The 23,656-nt window shown below is 70.5% G+C and carries 16 protein-coding genes and 3 pseudogenes; 3 read left to right on the top strand and 16 right to left on the bottom strand.

What is annotated here, in order from left to right:
- Positions 1-86: 86 nt before the first annotated feature.
- Positions 87-494 (top strand): annotated as a pseudogene (locus ACFC79_RS15510) (recombinase family protein); the annotation flags it as partial.
- A 238-nt stretch (positions 495-732) separates the two neighbouring features.
- Here ACFC79_RS15510 and ACFC79_RS15515 read toward each other — a convergent pair.
- From ACFC79_RS15515 to ACFC79_RS15550, 8 genes are all read right to left on the bottom strand, one after another.
- Complete coding sequence (locus ACFC79_RS15515; protein ID WP_376240089.1) at positions 733-2,520, bottom strand: MFS transporter; 1,788 nt, start codon at positions 2,518-2,520, stop codon at positions 733-735.
- A gap of 211 nt (positions 2,521-2,731) precedes the next feature.
- Positions 2,732-3,913, bottom strand: coding sequence for a MalY/PatB family protein (locus tag ACFC79_RS15520; RefSeq protein WP_376240091.1), 1,182 nt, complete (start codon positions 3,911-3,913; stop codon positions 2,732-2,734).
- A gap of 338 nt (positions 3,914-4,251) precedes the next feature.
- Entirely contained in the window at positions 4,252-5,274 is a 1,023-nt protein-coding gene (gene fbaA / locus ACFC79_RS15525) for a class II fructose-bisphosphate aldolase (RefSeq protein ID WP_376240094.1), read from the bottom strand.
- Between the two features lie 210 nt (positions 5,275-5,484).
- A complete protein-coding gene (gene pyrE, locus ACFC79_RS15530; protein ID WP_376240096.1) occupies positions 5,485-6,024 on the bottom strand; it encodes an orotate phosphoribosyltransferase in 540 nt (179 codons plus the stop codon).
- A gap of 100 nt (positions 6,025-6,124) precedes the next feature.
- Entirely contained in the window at positions 6,125-6,925 is an 801-nt protein-coding gene (locus ACFC79_RS15535; RefSeq protein ID WP_376240099.1) for an aldose 1-epimerase, read from the bottom strand.
- 22 nt (positions 6,926-6,947) lie between these two features.
- Entirely contained in the window at positions 6,948-8,270 is a 1,323-nt protein-coding gene (locus tag ACFC79_RS15540; RefSeq protein ID WP_376240195.1) for a hypothetical protein, read from the bottom strand.
- Between the two features lie 187 nt (positions 8,271-8,457).
- Complete coding sequence (locus ACFC79_RS15545; RefSeq protein ID WP_376240102.1) at positions 8,458-10,056, bottom strand: polyamine aminopropyltransferase; 1,599 nt, start codon at positions 10,054-10,056, stop codon at positions 8,458-8,460.
- Positions 10,057-10,141: 85 nt separating this feature from the next.
- The gene (locus tag ACFC79_RS15550) at positions 10,142-10,663 is read right to left on the bottom strand and encodes a DUF2617 family protein (protein ID WP_376240104.1); all 522 of its coding nucleotides are present in this window, start codon (positions 10,661-10,663) and stop codon (positions 10,142-10,144) included.
- Positions 10,664-11,549: 886 nt separating this feature from the next.
- Between ACFC79_RS15550 and ACFC79_RS15555 the strand changes: the two genes are divergently transcribed.
- On the top strand, positions 11,550-12,767 hold the full coding sequence (locus ACFC79_RS15555) for a pyridoxal phosphate-dependent aminotransferase (RefSeq protein WP_376240106.1): 1,218 nt from the start codon (positions 11,550-11,552) through the stop codon (positions 12,765-12,767).
- Positions 12,768-13,139: 372 nt separating this feature from the next.
- On the opposite strand, the gene ACFC79_RS15560 is transcribed toward ACFC79_RS15555, so the two are convergent.
- Positions 13,140-13,523, bottom strand: coding sequence for a hypothetical protein (locus ACFC79_RS15560; protein WP_376240108.1), 384 nt, complete (start codon positions 13,521-13,523; stop codon positions 13,140-13,142).
- Between the two features lie 220 nt (positions 13,524-13,743).
- A pseudogene (locus tag ACFC79_RS15565) lies at positions 13,744-14,544 on the bottom strand (alpha/beta hydrolase); the annotation flags it as partial.
- A gap of 114 nt (positions 14,545-14,658) precedes the next feature.
- Between ACFC79_RS15565 and ACFC79_RS15570 the strand changes: the two are divergent.
- Positions 14,659-15,224, top strand: a pseudogene (locus tag ACFC79_RS15570) (transposase family protein); the annotation flags it as partial.
- A 254-nt stretch (positions 15,225-15,478) separates the two neighbouring features.
- Here ACFC79_RS15570 and ACFC79_RS15575 read toward each other — a convergent pair.
- From ACFC79_RS15575 to ACFC79_RS15600, 6 genes are all read right to left on the bottom strand, one after another.
- Positions 15,479-16,033 (bottom strand): YbjN domain-containing protein, encoded by a 555-nt coding sequence (locus tag ACFC79_RS15575; RefSeq protein ID WP_376240111.1) that lies wholly within the window; start codon positions 16,031-16,033, stop codon positions 15,479-15,481.
- A gap of 262 nt (positions 16,034-16,295) precedes the next feature.
- Positions 16,296-18,881, bottom strand: a complete 2,586-nt coding sequence (clpB, locus tag ACFC79_RS15580) for an ATP-dependent chaperone ClpB (protein WP_376240114.1) — start codon at positions 18,879-18,881, stop codon at positions 16,296-16,298.
- A 614-nt stretch (positions 18,882-19,495) separates the two neighbouring features.
- Entirely contained in the window at positions 19,496-20,725 is a 1,230-nt protein-coding gene (locus ACFC79_RS15585) for a caspase domain-containing protein (RefSeq protein WP_376240116.1), read from the bottom strand.
- Positions 20,726-20,903: 178 nt separating this feature from the next.
- Positions 20,904-21,254 carry a hypothetical protein gene (locus ACFC79_RS15590; RefSeq protein ID WP_376240119.1) on the bottom strand — a complete coding sequence of 117 codons (351 nt, stop codon included), beginning with the start codon at positions 21,252-21,254 and terminating at the stop codon, positions 20,904-20,906.
- A gap of 127 nt (positions 21,255-21,381) precedes the next feature.
- Entirely contained in the window at positions 21,382-22,572 is a 1,191-nt protein-coding gene (locus ACFC79_RS15595) for a hypothetical protein (RefSeq protein WP_376240121.1), read from the bottom strand.
- Positions 22,569-23,456, bottom strand: coding sequence for a hypothetical protein (locus ACFC79_RS15600; RefSeq protein WP_376240123.1), 888 nt, complete (start codon positions 23,454-23,456; stop codon positions 22,569-22,571). The genes ACFC79_RS15595 and ACFC79_RS15600 overlap by 4 nt, the downstream gene beginning before the upstream one ends.
- Positions 23,457-23,656: the final 200 nt, after the last annotated feature.

Consider the following 23,656-nt stretch of genomic DNA (forward strand, 5'->3'; position numbering starts at 1 on the left):
CACCACGACTGTGTGCATATCCATATTCAGCAGCGTACGGACTGAATCCCGTCATGTCACGAGTGGGTGCGCGGTCCGCCCCTTACGACCTCGACCGCTACGGGCGCAGCCTCCAGGACCTCATCAACATGGTCGCCGAGCTGCGCGACCGCAGGGTCGGCTTCACCTCGCTCCACGAGAACCTGGACACCACCACACCCGGCGGCCGGCTCGTCTTCCACGTCTTCGCCGCCCTCGCAGAGTTCATCCGCGAGCTGATCGTCATCGGCACCGACGAGGGCCTGGCCGCCGCCCGCGCCCGCGTCGGCGGGCGCCCCAGCGTCGCCACCGTGGAAGTCATCCGCGCCGCCCGCGACCTGCTGCCCGACCCCGGCCGCTCCATCACCTCGATCGCCGAGCTCCTCGGCGTCTCCCCGGGCACCCTCTACAACCACATCCCCGACCTGCGCGAACTGCGCGCCGGCGCCGTCCCCCGGCAGCTCGAACCTCCTACGGGGCAGGCGAATCCCGGCAAGATCGTTCTCACCGGGATTTCCTGTACGCCAACTACTCACACCCGTGATCCACATCCGGGCGCCCCCTGTCCTTACCGGGTGCGTCCGTACCGGTCGTGTGCGTACCGGGGTCGTCCTTACCGGGTGGAGAGGCGTACCGGGTGGAGAGGCGTACCGGGTGGAGAGGCTCACCGGGTGGAGAGGCGCCTCGCCGAACTCGCCGGGCGACCGCGCGGTGTCAGCCCGGCCCGAGCGGACCCGGTCCTCCCGGACCTCCCGAATCTCCCTCATCGCCCTGGCCTCCCCGACCTCCCCGACCTCCCCGGCCACCCGGGCCTTCCGGGCCTCGCCGCAGCCCCGGATCGCCCGGCGTACCCGGGCCTCCGGGCTCTTCGCGCCCGGGTCCCGGAGGCTGCGTCGTCGCCGGGGATCGGGCAGGTTCCCGCAGCGGGGCGGGTTCCAGGGGCGGGGCGACGATGCCGCAGTGCATCGTGCACTCGGGCCGCACCCCCTCCCTCGGTTCTCCGCCGGTCCTGCTCTCCTGCTCCTCCCGCACTCCCTTCCTTCCCCTCCTCCCCTTCCCTGCCGCCCTCCCCTTCCCCGCTGCCGGTACCGGCGGGTTCCGCACGGTGGACCAAGCGATCAGCGACCCCAGCACGAGCAGTCCGGCGCACATCGGCATTGCACGCCGGAAGGTTGCCGCGAACTCGTCGGCGTTCCGGTACGCCTCCGGTCCCATCCCGGCGAGCAACGGCAGCGCGGCCACCGCGATCAGCCCGGCGGCACGGGCGGCGGCGTTGTTGATCCCGCTGGCGAGACCGGCCCGCACGGTGTCCACGGAGGCCAGGACGGTCGCCGTGAGCGGTGCCACCAGGACGACCATCCCGACACCGAGTACGGCGACCGCGGGAAGCACGTCCGACAGGTAGGCGGAAACGGAATGCGAACCGGGTCCGACCCGCAGCATCAGCAGCATTCCGGCCGCTGCGGCCAGTGGCCCCGCGGTGAGCGGGATGCGCGGCCCGATGCGTTGGCCCAGTTCGCCCGAGGCGGCGGAGAAGAACAACATCAGCAGGGTCGTGGGCAGCAGGGCCGTGCCCGCGCCGAGTGCCGAGTATCCGGCCACGACCTGGAGCTGGATCGCGGCGAGAAAGAAGAAACCGCCGAGCGCCGCGTACACACAGAAGGTGATGACGTTGACGGCGGTGAACTGCCGGGAGGCGAAAATCGATGGCGGCACCATCGGGTCCGCCCGCCGCCGTTCCACCTGAACGAACACCGCTCCGAGGACAACACCGGCGACGGCCGCCCCGATCACCGTGCCGGACGCGCCGCGCCCCGGTGCCTCGATCAGTGCGTAGGTCACCAGGGCCAGGGAGAGCGCCGCCAGCACGGCGCCCAGCACGTCGAAGCGCCCGTGCGCATGCGGGTCGCGCGATTCCGGTACGTGGCGCAACGCCACCGGCGCACAGATCGCGGCGACCGGCACGTTGAGCAGGAACACCCACCGCCAACCCGGTCCGTCGACGAGCCAGCCGCCGACGAAGGGGCCGACGGCGGCTCCGACCCCGCCGAGCCCCGACCACAGTCCGACCGCACGGGCCCGGTCGTCGGGGTGGAAGCTCGCCTGGATCAGCGCCAGCGAACCGGGCGTGAGGAGCGCCCCGCCGATGCCTTGAAGGGCGCGGGCGATGATCAGGACGGCGGCGTTCGGCGCGATCCCGCACATCACCGACGCCGCGGCGAACCAGACGACTCCGACGACGAAGACCCGCCGCCGCCCGAACCGGTCGCCGAGGGCGCCGCCGAGCAGGATCAGCCCGGCGAGGGTCAACATGTAGGCGTTGACCGTCCACTGGAGCGCCGCCAGGTCAGTGCCGAGGTCCCGACCGATGCGAGGCAGGGCCACGTTGATGACCGTGGAGTCGAGCAGGGCCATGCTGGACCCGAGAACGGTGGTGAGGACGACCCAGCGTCCGGCGGCGGAGGCGACGCGGATGGTTCCCGTATCTGCTGCGTCGGGCATACGAGCAGCATCGCCGCTCCGCGCCGGGGAAGCCATCGGGCGTGGGCAGCCGGCCCAGCGACCGGCCGGCCCCACAGCCCCACGGACCTGCGGACCCACGGACCCACGGCCCCACGGCCCCACGGCCCCACGGAAGCGTCCCGCGCCCGCTCGACGACCGGCGCGTTTTGCCCGGCCGTACCCCCTGCGGGACCGGCCCTACGCCCCCGCCCTACGCCCCCGCCCTGTCCGCTCGTACCTGCCGGACACCCCGGATCAGCGCTTCCACCCCGGCCTCCGCCTTGGAGCGCGGGCACCCCACGTTCAACCGCACGAAGCCCTCCGCCCCGTACACCCCGCCCGCCATCACCGCGATCCGCTCCTGCTCGATCAGCACCCGTTGCAACGCCTCGTCCCCGTCGACGCCTGCGGGCCGCAGATCGATCCACGCCAGGTAGCCGGCCTGCGGCGGCTCCCAGCCCAGCTCCGGGAACGCCTCGTTCAGCCGCCGGGCAACCAGCGCCAGATTGCCGGCGACATAGGTGCGGACCGCATCCAGCCAGGCGCCGGCCTCCCGGTAGGCGGCTATATGCGCGGTCAGCGACAGCACCGCCGGGGAGGCGAGCCCCTCGGCCGTCTCCATCCGGCGCAGGAACTCCGCCCGGTCGGCGGCATCGCCGATCAGCCCGTACGAACCGGTCAGCGCCGGAAAATTGAACGCCTTCGACGCAGAGGTGACCAGTGCCCAACGGCCGTCACCCGCGACCCGCGTCCACGGCACATGCACATGGCCCTCGTGTGCGAAGTCCGCGTGTATCTCATCGCTGATCACCGCGACCCCGTGCCGGGCGGCGAGCGTCGCCGTCTCGCGCAACTCCGCCTCGGTCCACACCCGGCCGGTCGGGTTGTGCGGCGAGCACAGGACCAGGATCTTGCTGTCCGGGCGGGCCAGCTCGCGCTCCAGCGCGGTCCCGTCCCCCACCGGCACTCCCCGCAGCTCCCGCCCGAGCCCGGTGACCGCCTTGCGGAATCCGTCGTACGTGGGGGTGTGGACGACCACCCCGTCGCCCTCGGACGACCACATCTGGAGCAGTTGCGAGAGCTGGCTGAGCACAGAGGGCCCGTACACCAGCTGCCCGGTGTCCACCTCCGTCCCGTGCCGGGTCGCATACCAGTGGGCTATCGCCGCGCGGAAGTCGCCCTGCCGCCAGTCCGTATAGCCGAACACCCCGTGGTCGAGGCGGGCCCGCAGCGCGGCCAGCACCTCCGGGGCGGTCTCGAAGTCCATGTCGGAGATGGTGAACGGCAGCAGCCCGTCCACCCCGAAACGGTCCGCGACCCCGTCCCACTGGACGCACCAGGTGCCCCTGCGGTCGACGACGGTGTCGAAGTCATAGCGCACACCCGAACTCACAGCACTCCCTCGCACTCTTCTCGGACCTTCCCTGACCGACCCGGACCATCCCAGGGCTCCCCCGAGACTCCCCCAGGCCCCCTCGAACTCACGGACTCTCCGGCCTCCCCGGCTTCCCGGCTCCCCGGCTTCCCGACCCCCAGAACTGTCCCGGACCGGTCGGCTCCGTACCACCCCGGTCGTCACACGTTCCCGAGATCGTTGCGCGTCCCCGAGGTCGCCGCACATGCCCGGCTCCACGAGGCTGCCCGGAGCGATGTCCTCCGCGAAAACACACCGCGGGCCCGGCATCCCCTCAGGGATACCGGACCCGCGGCCACACCGTGTACCGCCCGCGCCTACTTCAGCTTGGTGCCGGTGGAACGCAGGTTGGCGCAAGCCTCCGTCACGCGTGCGGCCATGCCCGCCTCGGCGGACTTGCCCCAGCTGCGCGGGTCGTAGACCTTCTTGTTGCCGACCTCGCCGTCGACCTTCAGCACACCGTCGTAGTTGCGGAACACGTGGTCCACGATCGGACGGGTGAAGGCGTACTGGGTGTCGGTGTCGAGGTTCATCTTCACGACGCCGTTCTCCAGCGCGGTGGCGATCTCCTGCTCGGTGGAGCCGGATCCGCCGTGGAAGACGAAGTCGAACGGAGACGTCTTGCCGTACTTGGCGCCGACGCCTTCCTGGAGGTCCTTCAGCAGCTCGGGGCGGAGCACGACATTGCCCGGCTTGTAGACGCCGTGGACGTTGCCGAAGGAGGCGGCCAGCAGGTAGCGGCCCTTCTCGCCCAGACCGAGCGCCTCGGCGGTACGCAGCGCGTCGTCGACGGTCGTGTACAGCTCGTCGTTGATCTCGTGCGAGACGCCGTCCTCCTCGCCACCGGTCGGGGTGATCTCGACCTCAAGGATGATCTTGGCGGCGGCGGCCTTGGCCAGCAGCTCCTGGCCGATGGCCAGGTTGTCGGCCAGGGTCTCGGCCGAACCGTCCCACATGTGCGACTGGAACAGCGGGTTCTCGCCCCTGGCGACGCGCTCGGCGGAGATGTCGATCAGCGGACGGACATAGCCGTCCAGCTTGTCCTTGGGGCAGTGGTCGGTGTGCAGAGCAACCGAGATGTCGTACTTGGCGGCGACGATGTGCGCGAACTCGGCAAGGGCGACAGCGCCGGTGACCATGTCCTTGTTGTGCTGGCCGCCCAGGAACTCCGCGCCACCGGTGGAGATCTGGACGATGCCGTCGCTCTCCGCCTCCGCGAAGCCGCGCAGTGCAGCGTGCAGGGTCTGGGTCGACGTCACATTGATGGCCGGGTAGGCGAACTTCCCTGCCTTCGCCCGGTCGAGCATCTCGGCGTAGACCTCGGGGGTTGCGATGGGCATCTGTCCGCTCCTTGGGATATGCGGGTGTGCGTGCTGGTTCCCTGACCTGGGGGCGACATCATCGTCGCCCCCATCTTCCCAGACTCCCGCCGCGGCTCCACCCGGCCCACCCGCCCGACTCCCGGCCGGAGGAACTCAGACAAGCTTCGAGGGTGGGCTGTTTCACGTGAAACAGCCCACCCTCGAAGAAAACCGCAGGTCAGATCAGCATCAGGCAAGACCGAGGTCGGCCACCGAGTAGACGTGGATGTACGGAAGACCCGCCTCGGCGATCGCCGGAGCCGCACCCCGTTCCACGATCACCGCAACGGCGACGACCTCGCCGCCGGCCTCGCGCACCGCCTCGACGGCCGTCAGCGGCGAGCCGCCCGTTGTCGACGTGTCCTCGACCACCAGGCAACGGCGGCCCTTCACGTCCGTGCCCTCGATACGACGCTGCATCCCGTGCGTCTTCTGCGCCTTGCGAACGACGAACGCGTCCAGCTCCTGCCCACGCGCTGCGGAGGCGTGCAGCATCGACGTGGCGACGGGGTCGGCGCCCAGCGTCAGCCCACCCACGCAGTCGTAGTCCAGCTCGGCGGTGGCGTCGAGCATGACCTGACCGACCATGGGGGCGGCCTTGCCGTCCAGCGTGATGCGGCGCAGATCGATGTACCAGTCGGCCTCAAGCCCCGAGGAAAGAGTCACCTTGCCGTGCACCACGGCCTTGTCCTTGATCTGCTGGAGCAGCTCAGCGCGTACGTCAGTCATGGCTACGAGCTTAAGGCGCGTGCGTCGAGCCCCGAGCCACCGTCCTCGGCTCACGAGCCATCGGCTTCGGGCCCCGGAGCCGTGGGCCCCAGGACACGATTCAGAGCCTGCGCCAGCTCCAGGTCGTCGCGATCTCCAGTGGTTCGATCGGGGTGACGTACCGGGGCGTGGTGTTCAACCCGTTCGGCGGGCCGGACTGCGGCTCCACGCAGACCGCCTCGGCCTGTTCGTCGTAGATCACGACCCACTCGGCCCGGCTTCTGACAGTCAGCTCCACCTGCTCCGGCCAGGTGAGCGTCACGTGGACGCCGTCCGGCATCCCGAAACAGTCGTCCCACGGGCCCGGCAGGACCGGGAGACGACGCCCGGTCGGCAGATGGTCCTCCCCGCGCTCCTCCTGCCACGCCGCGTCGAAGTCGACCTGCACGTCCTGGCCCCCACCGCCGAGGTTGCGCAGGAACCAGGGGTGCCAGCCGGCCTGCGCCGGAAACGAGTCCCCATAGGTCTCGATGCCGAATGCCAGCACGAGCGAGTCCTCGGTCAGCTCGAAGGTCTGGGTCACCCGGCCCGGGTAGGGCCAGGGGTCGACGAGGTCGTAGTAGAACGACGCGTCCCTCTCGCCCACCCGGGCGACACGCCACGCGGTGTCCCTGCCGGTGCCGTGAATGGCGTGCGGCGGGGCGTTCAGCGGCAAGCGGTGCGGGACGTCGCCGTTGCGGAACAGTCCGTAACCCGTGCGTCCGCACCACGGCACCATCGGAAAGGAGCCGTAACGCTCCCCCTGCCGCAACAGTTCGGTGCCACCGATCCGCAAACTGCTGATGCGGCAGCCATGGGCGGGGTCCACGGTCAATACTGCGTCGCCGACGGACAGCCGGACGTCCTTCTCGTTGCTACTCACCCGGCCGACATTACTGGCGCGGCTACCTCCGCCGTCGCAACGCACGGCCCACCACGACGGCCGACGCGAGGGCGAGCGCGGCGGCGGGGGCGACCCAGCGGAGCGTGGCCCCCGCCGTCGTCGATTCGGGTGACGGCACGGGCGCGTACCTGCCGCGCGGCGGCGCGTGGTCGACCTCCTCGGCGCTGCGGCCGATCATGGTGCGCCTGGCGTGCGCGGCCTCGGCCGGGGGGCCGTCGGGAACGGTGAACTCCATCTCCGCCTCCGCCTCCGCTTCCGCTTCCGCCTCCATCTCCGCGTCCGCTTCCAGGCCCGCTTCGAGATCCGCTTCCGCGTCGGCCTCCGGGTCGAGCGACGACGGGGGCACGGGCACGTGGAAGACGGACCCCGTGCCCGGGGGCTTCTCGGCGGAGGGCGCCTCGTCGGGAGCGGCCTCGTGCGTGGGCGGAGTGTCGTCGTCCACCCCGCCGACGCCGTCGCCACCGGAGGTCCCGGCACCATCGGCATCGTCCCCGCCGGTGGCGTCCGGAGCTGCTCGCCGTGCGCTGGCCGCACCGGTCGTGTCGGCCTCCTCGGCCGCCTCCTCGATGGCCTGCTCCACTGCTTCCCCGACGGATCGCTCGGCCTCGTCGAGTGTCGCGTCGTTGATGTCGCCGATGTCGCCCAAGGTCCCGCTCCCCGTACCGGCCTCCGGGCCGTCGGCAGAATCCAGGCGGTCGGCGGAATCCGGACCGCCGACAGGCGTAGGACCGTCGACGGACTCCGAGCCGTCAGCGGGCTCCGGGCCGTCCGAGGTCCCGTCCTCCGGCCGGTCGGGCGCTGCGTCCGCGGCCCGGGCGGCTCCGACACCCCCGGCCTCGTCCGCGGCCAATGTCTCCGTCACGAGTTGTTGCGCGAAGCGATCCAGCAGACGGACCGCCGTATTGCGTGCCGCCGCCGGGTCCAGGTCCAGGATGCGGCCGTCGCCACGCGCCGTACCCGCGAACCCGATCGCGGTGCCGCCGTCCCTCTCCGTCAGGGCGATCGTCAGCACCAGCTTCGCCGAGCCGCCGCCCCGCACCTCGACGCCCTCGCCCTCCACGACGAGGTCGCCGCGCCGCGACTCCTCCGGCGCCGACGGACTCCCCGCGCCCGTCGGGGCCCCCGGACCGTCCTGCGGCGAAACGGTGAATCGCAGCGCACCGCGGTACGTGATCGTGTGGCTGCCGACCCGGACCTTCAGCCGACCCGACAGCGAAGCCGCGGACGCATGGACGTCCTGCTGCAATCCCGGTACGCAACGTGCGACACGGGCGGGATCACTCAGCGTCCGCCGAAGGGACGGGACCGGAACCGGAACGAACACCTCATGCTCCATGAAAACCGAGCCTACTCAGCCCCGGCCGTCGCGTCAGCGCTTCCGGTACGAGGGCTCGGACACGCGGCGGCCCGTTCCCGCACCGAGCGCCCGGCCGCGCTCCGCCCAGAACCCCGGCCACGCCCCGCCCCGGCGCCGGAACATGCGGCCCCGGGCACGCCCCGCCGGACACACCTCACCGGTCCTCCCAGTACCGCGGATGAACCAGTGTCGACGGTGGCAGTCCACGAAGCCGGGCCCTCTCCGCATCCCGCCCCGCACGAGCGAGTGAGCTCCCGGTCAGCGACCGGAGCTTCGGCGCCGTCGCCGCGAGACGCAGCGTCGGCACCCGGTCCCGGCCGGCGAGGACGAATCCCCAGCCGTGCTCGGACGGCGCCCGGTGCCCGGCCCGGTCGGGCCCCGCCGTGAAATCGGTGAACCGGCCGGTGATCCGGTACGGGCGGGTACGCAGGCCCGCCTCCCCCATCGACGCCTCCACCGTCCAGTACGTACGCGGCCGGGACATCGAAGGGCCGCCGTGCACCACCACCCGGCCGCCCGGCGTCAGGGCCTCGGCGACCAGACCGTAGAACTCCGCCGAGTAGAGCTTCGTGCTGGCGGAGATCCCGGGGTCGGGCAGGTCCGAGATCACCACGTCGTAGCGGGCGTGCGCGGCACGCAGCCAGTTGAAGGCGTCCGCGTCGACCACCGTCAGCCGTGGATCCCGGTACGCGTGACCGTTCAGTGCCGAAAGGGCACGGTCCGTGCGCGCCAACCGGGTGAGACCGGGATCCAGCTCGACGATCGTGACACCGCGCACGTCCGGGTAGCGCAGCGCCTCCCGGGCGGCCAGACCGTCGCCGCCGCCCAAGATCAGGACGTGTGCGCGCGGCCCGTCCATCGCCGGATGCACCAACGCCTCGTGGTAGCGGTACTCGTCGCGCGCGCTCACCCGCAGCCGCCCGTCCAGATACAGCGCCAGGGAGCCGCGCCCGGCCCCCGTCAGCACGACCTCCTGCAATCCGGTCTGCACCGCGACCCGCACCCCGTTCCCGTACACCGCGCGCCGCGCCGCCCGCTCGAAATCACCGACCAGCGCGGTGACGACGGCGAGCACGGCGATCACCATGACGTTCACGAGGATCAGCAGCCACCGGGAGCGCGGTGTGAGATCCCGCCGGAACACCCACAGGACCAGCGCCCCGCCGGCCGCCGCGTTGATCGCGCCCGTGCACAGCGCACCGGTGAGCTGTCCGAGCACCGGCAGCAACAGGAACGGGAACGCCAGCCCTCCGACCAGCGCGCCCACGTAGTCGGCGGCGAAGAGATCCGCGACGGTGCCCCCGGCGTCCTGCCGGTCGACGCGCTGGATCAGCGTCATCAGCAGCGGAATTTCCGCACCGATCAGGACGCCGATCGCGAGCGAGAACCCGACGAGGGCGTACCGCGACTCCCCGACCCAGGCGAACGTCGCGTACAGCACCACCGCCGAGGACCCGCCGACGAGTGCGAGCACCGCCTCGATCACCCCGAATCCGACCGCGGCCCGGCTGCACAAACGTTTCGCGAGCAACGAGCCGACCCCCATCGCGAACACCATCACGGAGAGCACGACGGATGCCTGGGTGACGGAATCACCGATCAAGTAGGAGGCGAGCGCCACCAGTTCGAGCTCGTACACCAGGCCGCAGGCGGCACAGACGAAGACGGCGGCCAGCACGAGACAGCGACCGGCCCTCGGCCGTACGGAAGGACATGCCGCGCCCCCTCTCAGCGAGATCTGCTGGTCGATCATGAGGCGAACGCTACGTGACGAGAAGGTGTCAGCCTGTCACCCACAAGGGTGTAAGTGGCGTACTCGCAAAGGAGTTTGCAGGAATTCAGGGCGTCGCCACCGGCATCCGCACGCCCACCCGGGTACGCGTCACCACCAACTGCCCCTCCTGTGGGTACGCGTGCCAGGTGCGCCAGCGCACCTGGCCCTCGGTCCGCTGGGCCAGCATCGCGGTGAAAGCGTGCGGGCTGCCGGGGAACGTCCCGGCCAGGCCCTGCGGATGGTCGGCCACCAGCGCCAGGAGCTCCTGGGCACGCCCCGCGAACGAGCCCGCCGAGAGCGTCTCCACCCGCGCGGCGAATTCGTACTCCCACTCCCCGAGCCGCTTGGCGACACCGAGCGGCAACGGTGTGCTGCTGCCGGGAATGCACGCGACCGTTTCGGAGCAGGTACCGCGGTCCTCCTCCAGAAGCACCTGATGGGAGGCGCCGAGCAGGCGCATCTGTAGTCGGGCACCCCTGAGATCGAGGTCGAGCACGGCCAGGGCCGGCAGCGGTTCACGCCCCAACGCCCAGGCCAGGTCAGCAGCACGGGTGTCGGAATAGGCCGTCTGGAGGGTCGTGAGCATGGGTCGGCTCCGCAAACAAGCGTGGACACATGGACAGGGGACGCCTCCGACGCGTTGCACGTGGGAGGTTTGGAAGCGCCCGATCAGGTCCAACTCGGGTCCGAGGGCTGGAAGTTCTTTCCACCGAGGGAATCACGAAGTAAGCCGTGTCCACAGCGTTTTTACCCAACTTGACGCGGTTTCCATCCGCCCGGGGGCCCCACGGTTCATCTGTTCACCGGCAACGCGCGTGCGCCCCAACAAAACGGTGCCCGGCGGGAGTTCACCCACCGGGCGCCCACAAAACCGCCGGACACACGTCGCACCGCTTCCAAGGTGCCCGCCGTGCGCGCCGTGTCAGTCCCGGCCACGCGCCGCGTCAATCCCCGCCACGCATCGCGTCAGTCCCCGCCGCCACCGCATCCGCCGCCGCACGACGAACCCCCGCCGCACGAGGAGTGGCTGCCGCCGCACGAATGCCCACCTGAATGACCACCGGAGTGCCCACCGGAGTGCCCACCTGAGTGACCACCCGAATCGCCGGTGCTCCCGCAGGACGAACCGCCACCGCCGTTGCCCGCCCACCAGCTGTCGCCGCCCGCGCCCCGGCGCCCGCCCCGCCCGCGCCGCTTCTTGCGATTGACGGCCTTCGCCAGGAGCGAGACGAACAGCCCGACCACGGCAACCGTGATCACCACGCCGACAAATATCTCCATCGACCTCACGCCCTTCTTCCGTTCCCCCGAAGCGAGGTCTCCCGCTTCTCGCGCGACATCACGTCGGCCGGTGCGTCACCGTGCCGATCCGCGCTCATCATCGCGCTGCTGTCCGAACGGGGGATGCCCAGTCCCCCATACGCCGAAAGCAGACTTGAGCAACTCCAGAGCTTCGCCGCAGGATGGCAGCCATGACTCAGGGACGACCGCAGGGACAACCACAGGGACGACCGCAGGGACAACCACAGGGACGACCGCACCTCAACCGCCGCCTAGCCGGCTTCGGCACGACGATCTTCGCGGAGATGTCGGCACTGGCCGCACGGACCGGTTCCATCAACCTCGGCCAGGGCTTCCCCGACACCGACGGCCCGGAGGAGATCCGCGAGGCGGCGGTACGCGCCCTGCGCGACGGGCAGGGCAACCAGTACCCGCCCGGCCCCGGCGTCCCGGAGCTCCGCACCGCGATCGCGGACCACCAGCACCGCTTCCACGGCCTCGACTTCGACCCGGACACCGAGGTCCTGGTCACCGCGGGCGCCACCGAAGCCATCGCCGCGTCGATGCTGGCCCTGCTGGAGCCGGGCGACGAGGTCATCGCCTTCGAGCCGTTCTACGACTCCTACGCCGCCTCCATCGCCATGGCGGGCGGGGTCCGTGTCCCGCTGACCCTCCGCGCCCCGGACTTCCGCCCCGACCTCGACGCCCTCCGGGACGCGATCACACCCCGCACCCGGCTGCTGCTCCTGAACAGCCCCCACAACCCGACGGGCATGGTCCTCACCCGCGACGAACTCGCCACGATCGCCGAACTCGCGGTGGAGCACGACCTCCTCGTCGTCACCGACGAGGTCTACGAGCACCTGGTCTTCGAGGGCGAGCACGTCCCGCTGATCTCCCTGCCCGGTATGCGGGAGCGCACGGTCTCGATCTCGTCCGCCGGAAAGACCTTCTCCTTCACCGGCTGGAAGGTCGGCTGGGTCACGGCGGATGCCTCGCTCGTCACCGCCGTCCGCACCGCCAAGCAGTTCCTCACCTATGTGAGCGCGGGCCCGTTCCAGTACGCGATCGCCGAGGCGCTGCGCCTGCCGGACACCTACTTCGAGACCTTCCGCGCCGACCTCCGCCGCAAGCGCGACCTCCTCGGCGACGGGTTGCGCGCGGCCGGGTTCGAGGTCCACCGGCCCCAGGGAACGTACTTCATCACCACCGACGTCACTCCCTTCGGCGAAAAGGACGCCTACGCCTTCTGCCGCGCGCTCCCCGAGCGCTGCGGCGTGGTCGCCATCCCCAACTCGGTCTTCTACGACGACCCCGAAGCCGGCCGCAGCCAGGTCCGCTTCACTTTCTGCAAGCAGAAGGACGTCCTGGACGAGGCGGTGACCCGGCTCACGCGGATCGCGCCCTGACGGGGCAAGGAAACCCGCTGTCGGACGGCAGGGCCGGGACCTGCTCGCCGGCCCCGGCCCCGAAACCGGCCGCAGTTCACTCCGCTGAGTGGCGGGACACTGACCCGATCTCCCTGTCGCGGGGCGGTGGTCAGGTTCTCATCGGCATGTTCCGCGCGCGGCCGTCGTCAGCACCGTGTCGGGTACGTCCCGATGGGTGACTCGGCGGCAGCCAAGGGCGGCCGCGTCTGCCTTGCACCTCTGCAAGTGGAAGGACGTCCCGGACGAGGTGGTGGCCCGGCTGCGGCGACCGGCGGCCCGAAGCCCGGTCCGCCTCGCCCCAGGCACATGGGCCGCCGAGCGTACGGACCGAAGGCGACACAGCGGGGCGAGTCAGTAGTCGTCGGCCTCTTCACCGTCCGGAACGCCGTAACAACCGGATACAACGTGCAGGCTCAACTTCGGCGGATCGTTCTTCGGCATGTGAACGATGTTGACACCGGCCTTCTTCTCATCGTTGTCGGCGGTCAAGTTCATGTTCTCGTTCTTGCTGGTGTCCGGGCCATACGAGACGATCTCCCAGCCGCGACTCGGCATTTCCTTCTTGAGTCGCCCCATCGCCGCACCCAGGTCATTTGCCGACTCGGGGTAGAAACTCCACCAGTGGAAGACTCGGAAGTACTTCTTCGCATCCTTTCCCGGGCATTCCGTGACCCAAGGGCGACTGTCGGAAGCGTTCCCCTTCACGCCGATCAGTTCATAGATACCGCTGGACACCTTCTTGATCGCATCAATAGCCTCATCCGAGGTAGCGGTACCGGCGGACGAGACCTCATCGACATTTTTTCATTCACGCTGCATCCGGTGAGGGTAGCGACTGCGAGGGACACGGCGAGCACCAGAACGCCCCATCGAATCTTCACGTCGAAAAACCTTACTTGGTCAGATTCATCCAACAGAGCCATCCAGAACATCAGCATGCTGGAATTCGGCGCCCCTACTTGACGTAGCTCCAGGGCTCCAACGGAATCTTGAGCTCCACGTCATCCCCCTTTCCGACGACGACGAGAGCCTGATTCTTCAAGCTCCGCGAGGGACCTTGCGGCCCCTCGTCCCAGTACGCGCTGTGCCCTTCGGTATCCGAAGTCATCTGGTTCGCACCGAATCTCACATCGCTGGGAATGACGAAGCCGCTCCCGCCATGGCCCCAACGACCGATGTCCGGAACCGCATCCCCTTCGGCTTCCTCGTTCCACACATGCCCTTTGGGCACATCCATCGCATCGGCGCTGGATACCCTGACACCAGGACTTCCCACCAGAACGACATCATCGGCGTTGACGTGACCAGTTTGAGCCGCAGCCCCGATCAGGGTTGTTCCGTACGAGTGGCCGATGACGCTGCGGTGCGGTTCCGAATCACTGGAATGAGACTCCTCCAGGCCGTCCAGAAAATTCCTGAACGCCGGCGCCCCGTCATAGGCGTAATGACTGAAAGGCGCGTCCTTGACGATGTCGTCAGGAGCGTCGTATCCGAGCCAGGCAATCGTCGAAACAGATTTACCATCGGCTTCGTCATCCGCTGCGTGCCACACACTGACGGACCGTTTGATGCTGTCATTGATGCTTCCCAGGTCCGCCGTCGTACCCGGCACGTAGACCGCCTGGTGATCCGCGGTGTCCGGATTTCCGTTGGCGGTGATCGCGCGGCCGTCCGCTTCCGTGCTGAACCCCAGCAGGTACGCCTCGGGCAAGCCGTTCGTCCCGGTCGCGTCGAAGCGCTTCTGGATCGCGGTCATTGAGCCGTTTCCAACCTGACGGGTGGTCGGACCGGCGGCCCCGGCGACGGGCATGAAGAAAGCTCCTGGTAGACGGGTTCACGACCAAGATCACCAGTCCGCCAAGAGCTTCGCGTGCTTGTCTACCCATCCGCTATCGATCTGTCCAGCCGTACCGTACCCTGCGGCACCTCTCCGGTCTGCTTGCAGGTCATCGCCGCCGGATCGGCTGTCGGTAACGCCGTCTGACCTGCCGCCGACAGGCCCTGCTCGTCCTGGCACACCTGCACTGCGGTAACACCTACGCCCGGCTCGCCGCGGGTTTCCGCATCGGGATTGCCACCGTCTACCGCTACATACGCGAGGCCGTCGATCTGCTCGCCGCCCTCGCGCCCACACTGGAGCAGGCCATGACGACCGTGCGGAAGAAGGCGTACGTGATCCTCGACGACACCGCGCTCCCGATCGACCGCATCGCCGCCGACCGCCCGTACTACTCCGGGAAGAAGAAGCAGCACGGGATGAACGTGCAGGTCCTCGCCGATCCCGCCGGACGCCTGATCCGGGCCTCGGACACCCTGCCAGGAGCCACCCACGACCTGACCGCCGCCCGGACCCACGGCGTCCCCGAAGTCCTCGCCGCCAACGGCGTCAAGTGCTGGGCGGACAAGGCGTATCAGGGTGCCGGCCCCGCGATCCGATTTCGTGAACGTGCCGCTGTTCTGCCATGGCTCGACGGGAGCCGGTGCACACAGTCGGCCCGTCGTGCGCGCCGGGCCACAGGGAATACCCACGCGCCGCGGAAGAACCGCACAGAAAACGACCCGGCCCGGACACCGGTCCATGGATGACATGGACCGACGCCCGGGTCGGGTCGTTGCTGCGGTGCGGTGCACGGGGGCGCGGGCCGCAGGCCCGTCCCGTCCGCGCACGGGGCTCGGACGCCCGGGGCCGGCTACTCGCCGGGGGTCGGCTCGCCGTCCGGCTTCTCCTCGGCCGGCACCAGGCCGAGGCGCTCCTGGAGCCACTTGTCGAACTCGATCGAGGCACGCACCCAGCTGACCGTCGACGAGACGAAGTGCTCCAGGCTGACGCCCGTACCGATGAGCATCTGCGCCTCGCCGATCAGACGGATCGAGACCTCCGTGTCCTCGGAGCCCTCCTCGCCCTCGTGGGTGTGCGTGTAGACCTTCGGCCACAAGGTGCGGCGGTTCCAGTCGTCGATCGCTTCGAGGAGGACCGCGCGCTGGTCGGCGGCGTGCGGCCGGTCGTAGAACGTGCGGACCGAGAAGACCTGCTGCTCGGCCTCGCCCCGGAACATGAAGTACGTGCGGAATTCCTCCCACGGCGCGGCGAGGTCGCCCTCGTCGTCGACGACGTACTTCAGCTCCATCTGGTCGAGGAGCTGCTTGACCAGGTCCTGGTCAGGGACGACGGGGCCCTCCGGTCCTGCGGCCTGCGGTTCGGGCTGGCCCCCGAAATTCGGAATCGAGGACGGATCGATGCTCACCGTGTTTTTCCCTTCGTGCGGTTGCCGCCATCCTCTCCCATGGCGGGCGGGGGATGGCAAGCCCCGGCGGGCCCGATCCGCCACAAGCTGACAAACAGCCGGTGCGGACCGGTCCCGCCGTCCCCGTACGGAGTACCGGGGGTGTCGGGGCCTCGGCCGGACGGTTACGGCCATGGGAGCACATGACGGTGACGGCCCGGGGAGCTCTTGGGGAGTCCGCTCCCCGTTGCTCCCCAGGCCATCACGTCTGCTCTCCGGGTCCTTACGTCGCGGCGCCGACGAGCAGCTCGTCCCCGACCCGGTCCACCCGGACGGTGTCCCCGTCCTTCACCTCGCCCGCGAGGATCTCCTTCGCGAGCCGGTCCCCGATCGCCGTCTGGATGAGGCGGCGCAGCGGCCTGGCTCCGTACGCCGGGTCGTTGCCCTCCTCGGCCAGCCAGGCCAGCGCCTCCGGGGTCACGTCGAGCGTGAGTCGACGGTCGGCGAGGCGGGCGGCGAGCCGGTCGATCTGGAGCTTCGCAATGTGCGCGAGCTCGTCGCCGGACAGCGCGGAGAAGACCACCAGGTCGTCCAGCCGGTTGAGGAATTCCGGCTTGAACGAGGTCCGTACGACCTCCAGCACCTGTTCCTTCTTCACCTCGGGCTTCACCAGCGGGTCCATCAGGAACTGGCTGCCGAGGTTGGAGGTGAGGATCAGGATGGTGTTGCGGAAGTCCACCGTCCGGCCCTGTCCGTCGGTGAGCCTGCCGTCGTCCAGGACCTGGAGCAGAATGTCGAAGACCTCGGGGTGGGCCTTCTCGACCTCGTCCAGCAGCACGACGCTGTACGGGCGGCGGCGGACCGCCTCGGTGAGCTGGCCGCCCTCCTCGTAGCCGACGTATCCGGGCGGGGCGCCGACCAACCGGGCGACGCTGTGCTTCTCGCCGTACTCGCTCATGTCGATGCGGACCATGGCCCGCTCGTCGTCGAACAGGAAGTCGGCGAGCGCCTTGGCCAGCTCCGTCTTGCCGACCCCGGTCGGGCCGAGGAAGAGGAACGATCCGGTGGGCCGGTCGGGGTCGGCGATCCCGGCGCGGGTGCGCCGTACCGCGTCCGACACCGCGCGCACGGCCTCGGTCTGCCCGATGAGACGCCTGCCGAGCTCGTCCTCCATCCGCAGCAGCTTCTGGACCTCGCCCTCCAGCAGGCGTCCGGCCGGAATGCCGGTCCAGGAACCGACGACGTCGGCGATGTCGTCCGAGCCGACCTCCTCCTTCACCATGGTGTCCTTGGCGGCCTCCTGCTCGGCCTCGTTCGCCTCCGCCAACTCCCGTTCCACACCCGGGATCTCGCCGTAGAGCAGCTTGGAAGCGGCGTCGAAATCACCGTCGCGCTGGGCGCGTTCGGCCTGTCCGTGCAGGTCGTCGAGGCGTTCCTTCAGCTCGCCGACGCGGTTGAGGCCCTGCTTCTCCTTCTCCCAGCGGGCGTTGAGCCCGCGCAGCTCCTCCTCCTTGTCGGCGAGGTCGCGGCGCAGCCGCTCCAGGCGTTCCCTGGAGGCGGGGTCGGTCTCGTTCTTGAGCGCCAGCTCCTCCATGTGCAGGCGGTCCACGGCACGCTGGAGCTCGTCGATCTCGACGGGCGAGGAGTCGATCTCCATGCGCAGCCGGGACGCCGCCTCGTCGACCAGGTCGATGGCCTTGTCGGGAAGAAAGCGGGAGGTGATGTAGCGGTCGGACAGGGTCGCGGCGGCCACCAGCGCGGAGTCCGCGATGGAGACCTTGTGATGGGCCTCGTACCGGCCCTTGAGACCGCGCAGGATCGCGATGGTGTCCTCGACGCTCGGCTCGGCCACCAGCACCTGCTGGAAGCGCCGCTCCAGGGCGGGGTCCTTCTCGATCCGCTCGCGGTACTCGTCGAGCGTGGTGGCGCCGACCATGCGCAGTTCGCCGCGGGCCAGCATCGGCTTCAGCATGTTGCCCGCGTCCATGGCGGAGTCGCCGCCCGCACCGGCACCGACGACGGTGTGCAGCTCGTCGATGAAGGTGATGATCTGCCCGTTGCTCTCCTTGATCTCGGAGAGGACGGTCTTGAGCCGTTCCTCGAACTCGCCGCGGTACTTCGCCCCCGCGACCATCGCGCCGAGGTCGAGCGAGACGAGCCGCTTGTTGCGCAGGGACTCGGGGACATCGCCCTTGACGATGCGCTGGGCGAGCCCCTCGACGACTGCCGTCTTGCCGACGCCGGGCTCACCGATGAGCACCGGGTTGTTCTTGGTGCGGCGGGACAGGACCTGGACGACGCGACGGATCTCCTGGTCGCGCCCGATGACCGGGTCGAGCTTGCCCTCGCGCGCGGCGGCCGTGAAGTCCGTGCCGAACTTCTCCAGGGCCTTGTACTGACCCTCCGGGTCGGGTGTGGTCACCCGGCGTCCTCCCCTGCTCTTCTCGAACGCGTCCAGCAGCCTCTTCGCGCTGGCGCCCTGCTCGGAGAGGATCTCACCGGCCCGGCCGCCCTTCGCGGCGATGCCGATGAGCAGGTGCTCGGTGGAGAGGTAGTCGTCACCGAGCTCCTTGGCGCGCTGGGCGGCGTCCGCGATGACGGCGAGCAGGTCGCGGTTGGGCTGCGGAGGGGCGACGGTCGATCCGGTGACGCTGGGCTGCGCGCCCAGGAGCCGCTCCGTCTCGGTGCGTACGGCGATCTGGTCGGCCTCGACGGCGGCGAGCAGATCGGTGATGTTCTCGTTGTCCTCGCCCGCGAGCAGAGCGAGCAGCAGATGCCCCGGGGTCAGGTCGGGGTGCCCGTCCTTCACGGCCCTGTTGGTGGCCGCGTTGATGGCGTCCCGGCTCTTGTTGGTCAGCTCGGCGTCCACGTGCCTCTTCTCCTCCTTGCGGTGACTGCTCTCTCCACAACACTGACTCAGTCAACGTCCACAAAGTTGAGTCTATTCCACTCAACCTGTTTTCGTGCACCGCCGTGCCCGTGCCGTCCGAAGAAGGTGCCCGTACGGTCCGGAGAATCGGTCTCCCGGCACTGCCCGGAGCCGCACAGCCCAGCTCTGGGTTGCCCAGCTCAGGCATGCCCGGCTCGGGGAAGCGCGGCTCGGGGAAGCGCGGCTCGGGAAAGGCCCAGCTCCGGGCAGCGCGAACCGCCATTCCGAGTGAACGCGCCGGGGCGGGCCTCCGCCACCGCAGGGCCCGGGCCCGCCGCCCGCGCCGTCCGGGTACGCACGGGGTGGGGGACGGGAAGCGGGTAGCGGACGGGAGGCAGGTGGCGGGAGGCAGGTGGCGGGAGGCAGGTGGCGGGAGGCAGGTGGCGGGAGGCGGGTGGGAGGCAGGTGGCGGGTTGTCGCGGCACCTCGGCGCCCCGGGCGCCTCCCGCCATCCCAGCCGCCTCACTCACCCCGGCCGCCGCCCCACTCCCCCCTGGCCACCTCACTCACCCCGGCCGCCCCGGTTCCGTCCGCGGTAGGCGCACCGCGTCCGGTCAGACCCGCTCCGCCGCGTCCGCCGCCGTGCGCCAGTGCGCCAGGCTCGTACGCGCGTCCCGCAGGTCCTCGTCGTCGCCGGGTAGCACGGACTCCATGCGCGGCACGATCCCGTCGAGCAGGGCGGCGGCGCCCGCCGCATCGCCCGAGGCACCGGTCCAGGCCGCGTGCGCCCGCTCGTACCGGAAGCATTCACGGCCCGGCGGCAGCACCTGTGCCGCATCCCCGGCGATCCGGCCGAAGAGCATGCCCGCCCGTGCCGGGTGACCGGCCCGCCCGACCCGGTCCGCCAGGCGCGCACGGCGTGCGAGCCCCGGCGCCGTGCGCCCGGTCCCGTACGCCGGGTTGACCGCGAGGGCCAGATCCCCGCTCAGGTTCACGGTCCGCTGCAACGGGCGCGGAGGCCCCAGCGGATCGCGCCCCGGCAACGCCTCCACCAGCCTCCGGAAGAGGGTGTCCAGCCCGAGGTGGCGGGCTCCCTCCGGGTCACCGGCCCTCAGCAGGAGCAGCAGCTCCGTGGTGAAGGCGGTGTTCCCCTCCCCGGACGGATTTGTCAGGGCCCTGCTGATCCGGTCGGATGCCAGGAGCAGGTGCAAATCAGCGGCCGACGGGGCGTCCAGGGCGCGGCCCGCGTAACAGCAGTCCAGGACGACCACCCGATGGCGGGCCCGGGCACCGCGCAGCGCGGCGAAGACGTCCTCGGCGGGCAACGAGGTGCGCCCGGCCGCCTTCGGTACGTCGACGGTGCCGGGCAGGGCGAGGCACAACCGGTTGTCCTCCGCGCTCACCCCGTGCCCCGCGTAGTAGAAGAGAAGCAGGTCGAGCGGGGTGGCGAGGTCGGCATACGAGTGGAGCCGGTCCAGTACGAGACCGGGCTCCACCGGGTCGACGAAGGTGGCCAGCGCGGACGGATCGAAGAGTCCGTCCGGACCCGTCAGCGCTCCGGCCAGGTCTCGTACGTCGGCCGCCGCCGCGGGCAAGGGCGAGAGACCCCGGGTGAAGGTGGACGAGCCGACCAGCACGAGCCGCGTGTTCATCCGGTCAGGCACCACCAGCGGCTCCCGCACCACGACCGGATCCGGCCGGAACCCCGGCACCACCGCGCCCACCCCCGGCACCGCAGGAGCCCCCGGCATCTCAGGACCGCCCAGCACCGCAAGACCCTCCAGCACCGCTGGACCGCCCCGCACCGCAAGGCCCTCCGGCACCACGACCGGATCCGAAGTCATGGACCACCCCCACATCCACCCCCACATCCACCCCCACGTTCACCCTCGCCGTCCTCGCCGTCCTCGCCATCCCCGCGTCTGCGTCTGCGTCTGCGTCCGCGTCCGCCCCCGACCCGATCACACGGTCACACGCCCGCTCCCGGGCCGCGCCCCGTCCCGGTCCGGCGCACCCGGTCGCTCATTCGCCGCCGTCGGGCGCCTGGAGTGCGGACCGCACCTCGCCGAGCAGGCGCGCGGCGTCGTCCGCGCTGCCCGCCTCGATCTCCTGCTCGGTCCCGTCCGGACGCACCACTCGGACCGTCACCCGATGGGACTTGCGGCGTTCGACGAGCCAGTTGAAGAACGGGACATAGAGCGGTGCCGCGGCCGCGAGGACCACCACCGCGTCGGCCGCACCGCCCTGCTCGCCGGGGCCCGGCGGCGCCATGCGGACCCGGGCGGCGCCACGCAGCTCATCGCTGTCGTCGAGCCATCCGGCCAGCGCGCGGGCATGCGCGTCCGCGTCGGCGCGGTCACCGGGAAACTCCATGACGTACTCCTGCACAACAAACCTTTCCGTTCGCTCTGTCCGTGTCGTTTCGCTCTGTCCGTGTCGTTCCCGGAGACTCACACGCCTGCCCTCGGACACGCACACCGTCGCTCTCGGGCACTCGCCCTCAGGCGTCGAACCGCGGAGCGCCCGGGTCCGCGCCGTACGCCCCCGTACGCCGCCCGGCCGCCGTGCCCCGTCCCGCCGGGGGATCCGGCACCCGCTCCGGCGTCGCGAACAGCGGGTGGTGACCGGCCACTTCGTACGGCAGGCGGAACGCGGTCGCCGCCTCGGACACGTCCAGCAGATCGGCGAGGAGCCGCTCCACCGGGTTGAGGGAGTGGGCGGGGGCACCCTGCCGGTAGGTCGCGTCCAGCCAGGTGCGGTTGAGCCCGGCGATGTTGGCCCACGCCGCACCCGCCTCCTCGACCGGCGGCCCGCACACGACGGCGCCGCCCGCCGCCGCGGCGATCTGCTCGGCGAGGCCGGGCGGCAGCGGTCCGGCGGCGGCCAGCGAGATCCGGGCCCGGAACGCGCGCCCGGCATAGCGGACCATCGCCTCCCGGGCCGACAGGGCCGCCCGGCCCGCGAAGGCGTCCGGTGGCGCGGGGGCGTTCCAGGTGGGCCGTACCGGGCCCGGTACGGCGAGATGGGCGTACTCCTGCGCCAGCGCACCGAACGCGGCCCGGACGTCCTCCCCGGGCGCATACGGCTCCAGGCAGACACCGAACAGCGCCGGGAACGCGAGTCGGCCGAGCTCCGCCCACACCGGCTCCCAGGACCGCACCCCGGCCGCCAGCGGCGACACCGCGAAGGAGACGGCACGCCCCGTGTCGTTCCGCGTGCACGGCGCGTGCGCCAGTGGCTTGCGCAGTTCTGCGAGCCCCTGCGGGTGAGGGGTGAGAGGCGCCAGCCAGTGGCGTACCTCCGCGGTGTCGGCGACCGCCTCCGCCCGCACATGACGGGGGGTGTACGCGAGCCGGTCGCGCAGCGCGAGCGCGGCCCGCACCGCGGAGTGCGTGTCGGCCGCGCGCACCTGGCCGAGCAGCGCCGTGTGCAGCAGTCCGGAGGGAGGCTCGTTGCGCACCCGCAACTCGAAGCGGATGCCCGCACCGGGTGTCAGCAGGGACTGCAGCCAGGCCGCTTCCCCGTGCGCGGTCTCGACGCGACGCTGCGCCTCGGGGACATCGGCGTACCCGCGATGCTCGTCGAGTGCCGCGGCGGGCGCGAGCCGCACCGCGACCCACGCCCAACTCCCCTGCGGCGACGCCGCGGTGAGCACACCGGCCGGCACACCGGCCGTCTCCGAGCCGCTCAATGCTCACGCCCCGGCCCCGGCCACGGCTGCTGCGGCGGCACCGAGGGCGGTACCGGGGGTGCCGCCGGAGCCTGGACCGGGACGGGAGCCGCTGCGTCCTCCTCGATGTACGGCATGCCCTGCGGGAAGGCCACCGCCGGGGAGACCACCCGGCCCTCGACCGCCACGTGCAGCCCCTCGCGGGCGGCGGCGTGCAGCGCCTCACGCATGGCACGCGGCGGCTCGGTCCGCATCATCGCCTTCTCCATGTCGGAACCCCCGAACACGCCGCGCCCGAGGTCCGCCAGGAACTGGCCCACGAGCGCCGTGCCGCGGCGGTTGCGCCACATCGTCCAGCCCATGTAGAGGCTGGTGCCGTAGGCGAACACGGACAGATAGGCGATGTAGCTGCCGTCCTGGAGCACCATCCGGTGCGTCACGTGCGGGTACCGGCCGCCGGTACGGATCCGGCGGAAGACCGGGACCATCGGCAGCCGGCGGTCCCGGACCACCCGGGCGATCTCCGCGTACGCGGACTCGGTGTGCTGTGCCTGGTCGGCGAGCAGCACCCGCCACTCCCCGATCGGTTCGCCGACCTTCGAGACCAGCAGAACGATCCAGAACGCGACGAAACCGCACTGCGCGCCCAGCATCGGCGCGCCGAACAGGATGGCCTCCGGGTCATTCGCCGCGACTCCCCCGAAGAAGCCGAAGAATGCGAAGACGAAGAACACCGCCATCGCCACGGCGGCGGCACGCAGCCAGAGGGTGAGCAGCGTCTTCCAGCTGACGGTGTCGTCGAAGGACACCTCGACCGCGTGGTGGCGCAGTGTCTTGTCGAGATACGCGGCATTGCCGTCGCCACCGCGCCAGCCGGGCAGGCGCTCGATCTCGTGTCCACTCATGGGCGGCCCCCCGGAGGGAAAGGAACGGATGGGAAGGGCTGAGACCTTGCCCACCCCCATAGTGGAATGTCAACTCGCTTTATATGTCAGGCGTGTTGCTCGATTTCCGGGCCGAACAATGCACAACGGCGCCATCGTGTTCAGGTCACGATGGCGCCGTTGTGTGGGGGAGTGACTGAGCGACATGTAACGACGGGGGA

It is taken from the genome of Streptomyces sp. NPDC056061, from assembly GCF_042266885.1.
Lineage (GTDB): Bacteria > Actinomycetota > Actinomycetes > Streptomycetales > Streptomycetaceae > Streptomyces.

Coding starts and splice junctions, on each gene's coding strand:
- fbaA (WP_376240094.1), bottom strand. CDS start 5,274: ATGCCCATCGCAACCCCCGAGGTCTACGCCGAGATGCTCGACCGGGCG.
- ACFC79_RS15585 (WP_376240116.1), bottom strand. CDS start 20,725: ATGACTTCGGATCCGGTCGTGGTGCCGGAGGGCCTTGCGGTGCGGGGC.
- ACFC79_RS15590 (WP_376240119.1), bottom strand. CDS start 21,254: ATGGAGTTTCCCGGTGACCGCGCCGACGCGGACGCGCATGCCCGCGCG.
- ACFC79_RS15550 (WP_376240104.1), bottom strand. CDS start 10,663: ATGCTCACGACCCTCCAGACGGCCTATTCCGACACCCGTGCTGCTGAC.
- ACFC79_RS15515 (WP_376240089.1), bottom strand. CDS start 2,520: ATGCCCGACGCAGCAGATACGGGAACCATCCGCGTCGCCTCCGCCGCC.
- ACFC79_RS15600 (WP_376240123.1), bottom strand. CDS start 23,456: ATGAGTGGACACGAGATCGAGCGCCTGCCCGGCTGGCGCGGTGGCGAC.
- pyrE (WP_376240096.1), bottom strand. CDS start 6,024: ATGACTGACGTACGCGCTGAGCTGCTCCAGCAGATCAAGGACAAGGCC.
- ACFC79_RS15545 (WP_376240102.1), bottom strand. CDS start 10,056: ATGATCGACCAGCAGATCTCGCTGAGAGGGGGCGCGGCATGTCCTTCC.
- ACFC79_RS15555 (WP_376240106.1), top strand. CDS start 11,550: ATGACTCAGGGACGACCGCAGGGACAACCACAGGGACGACCGCAGGGA.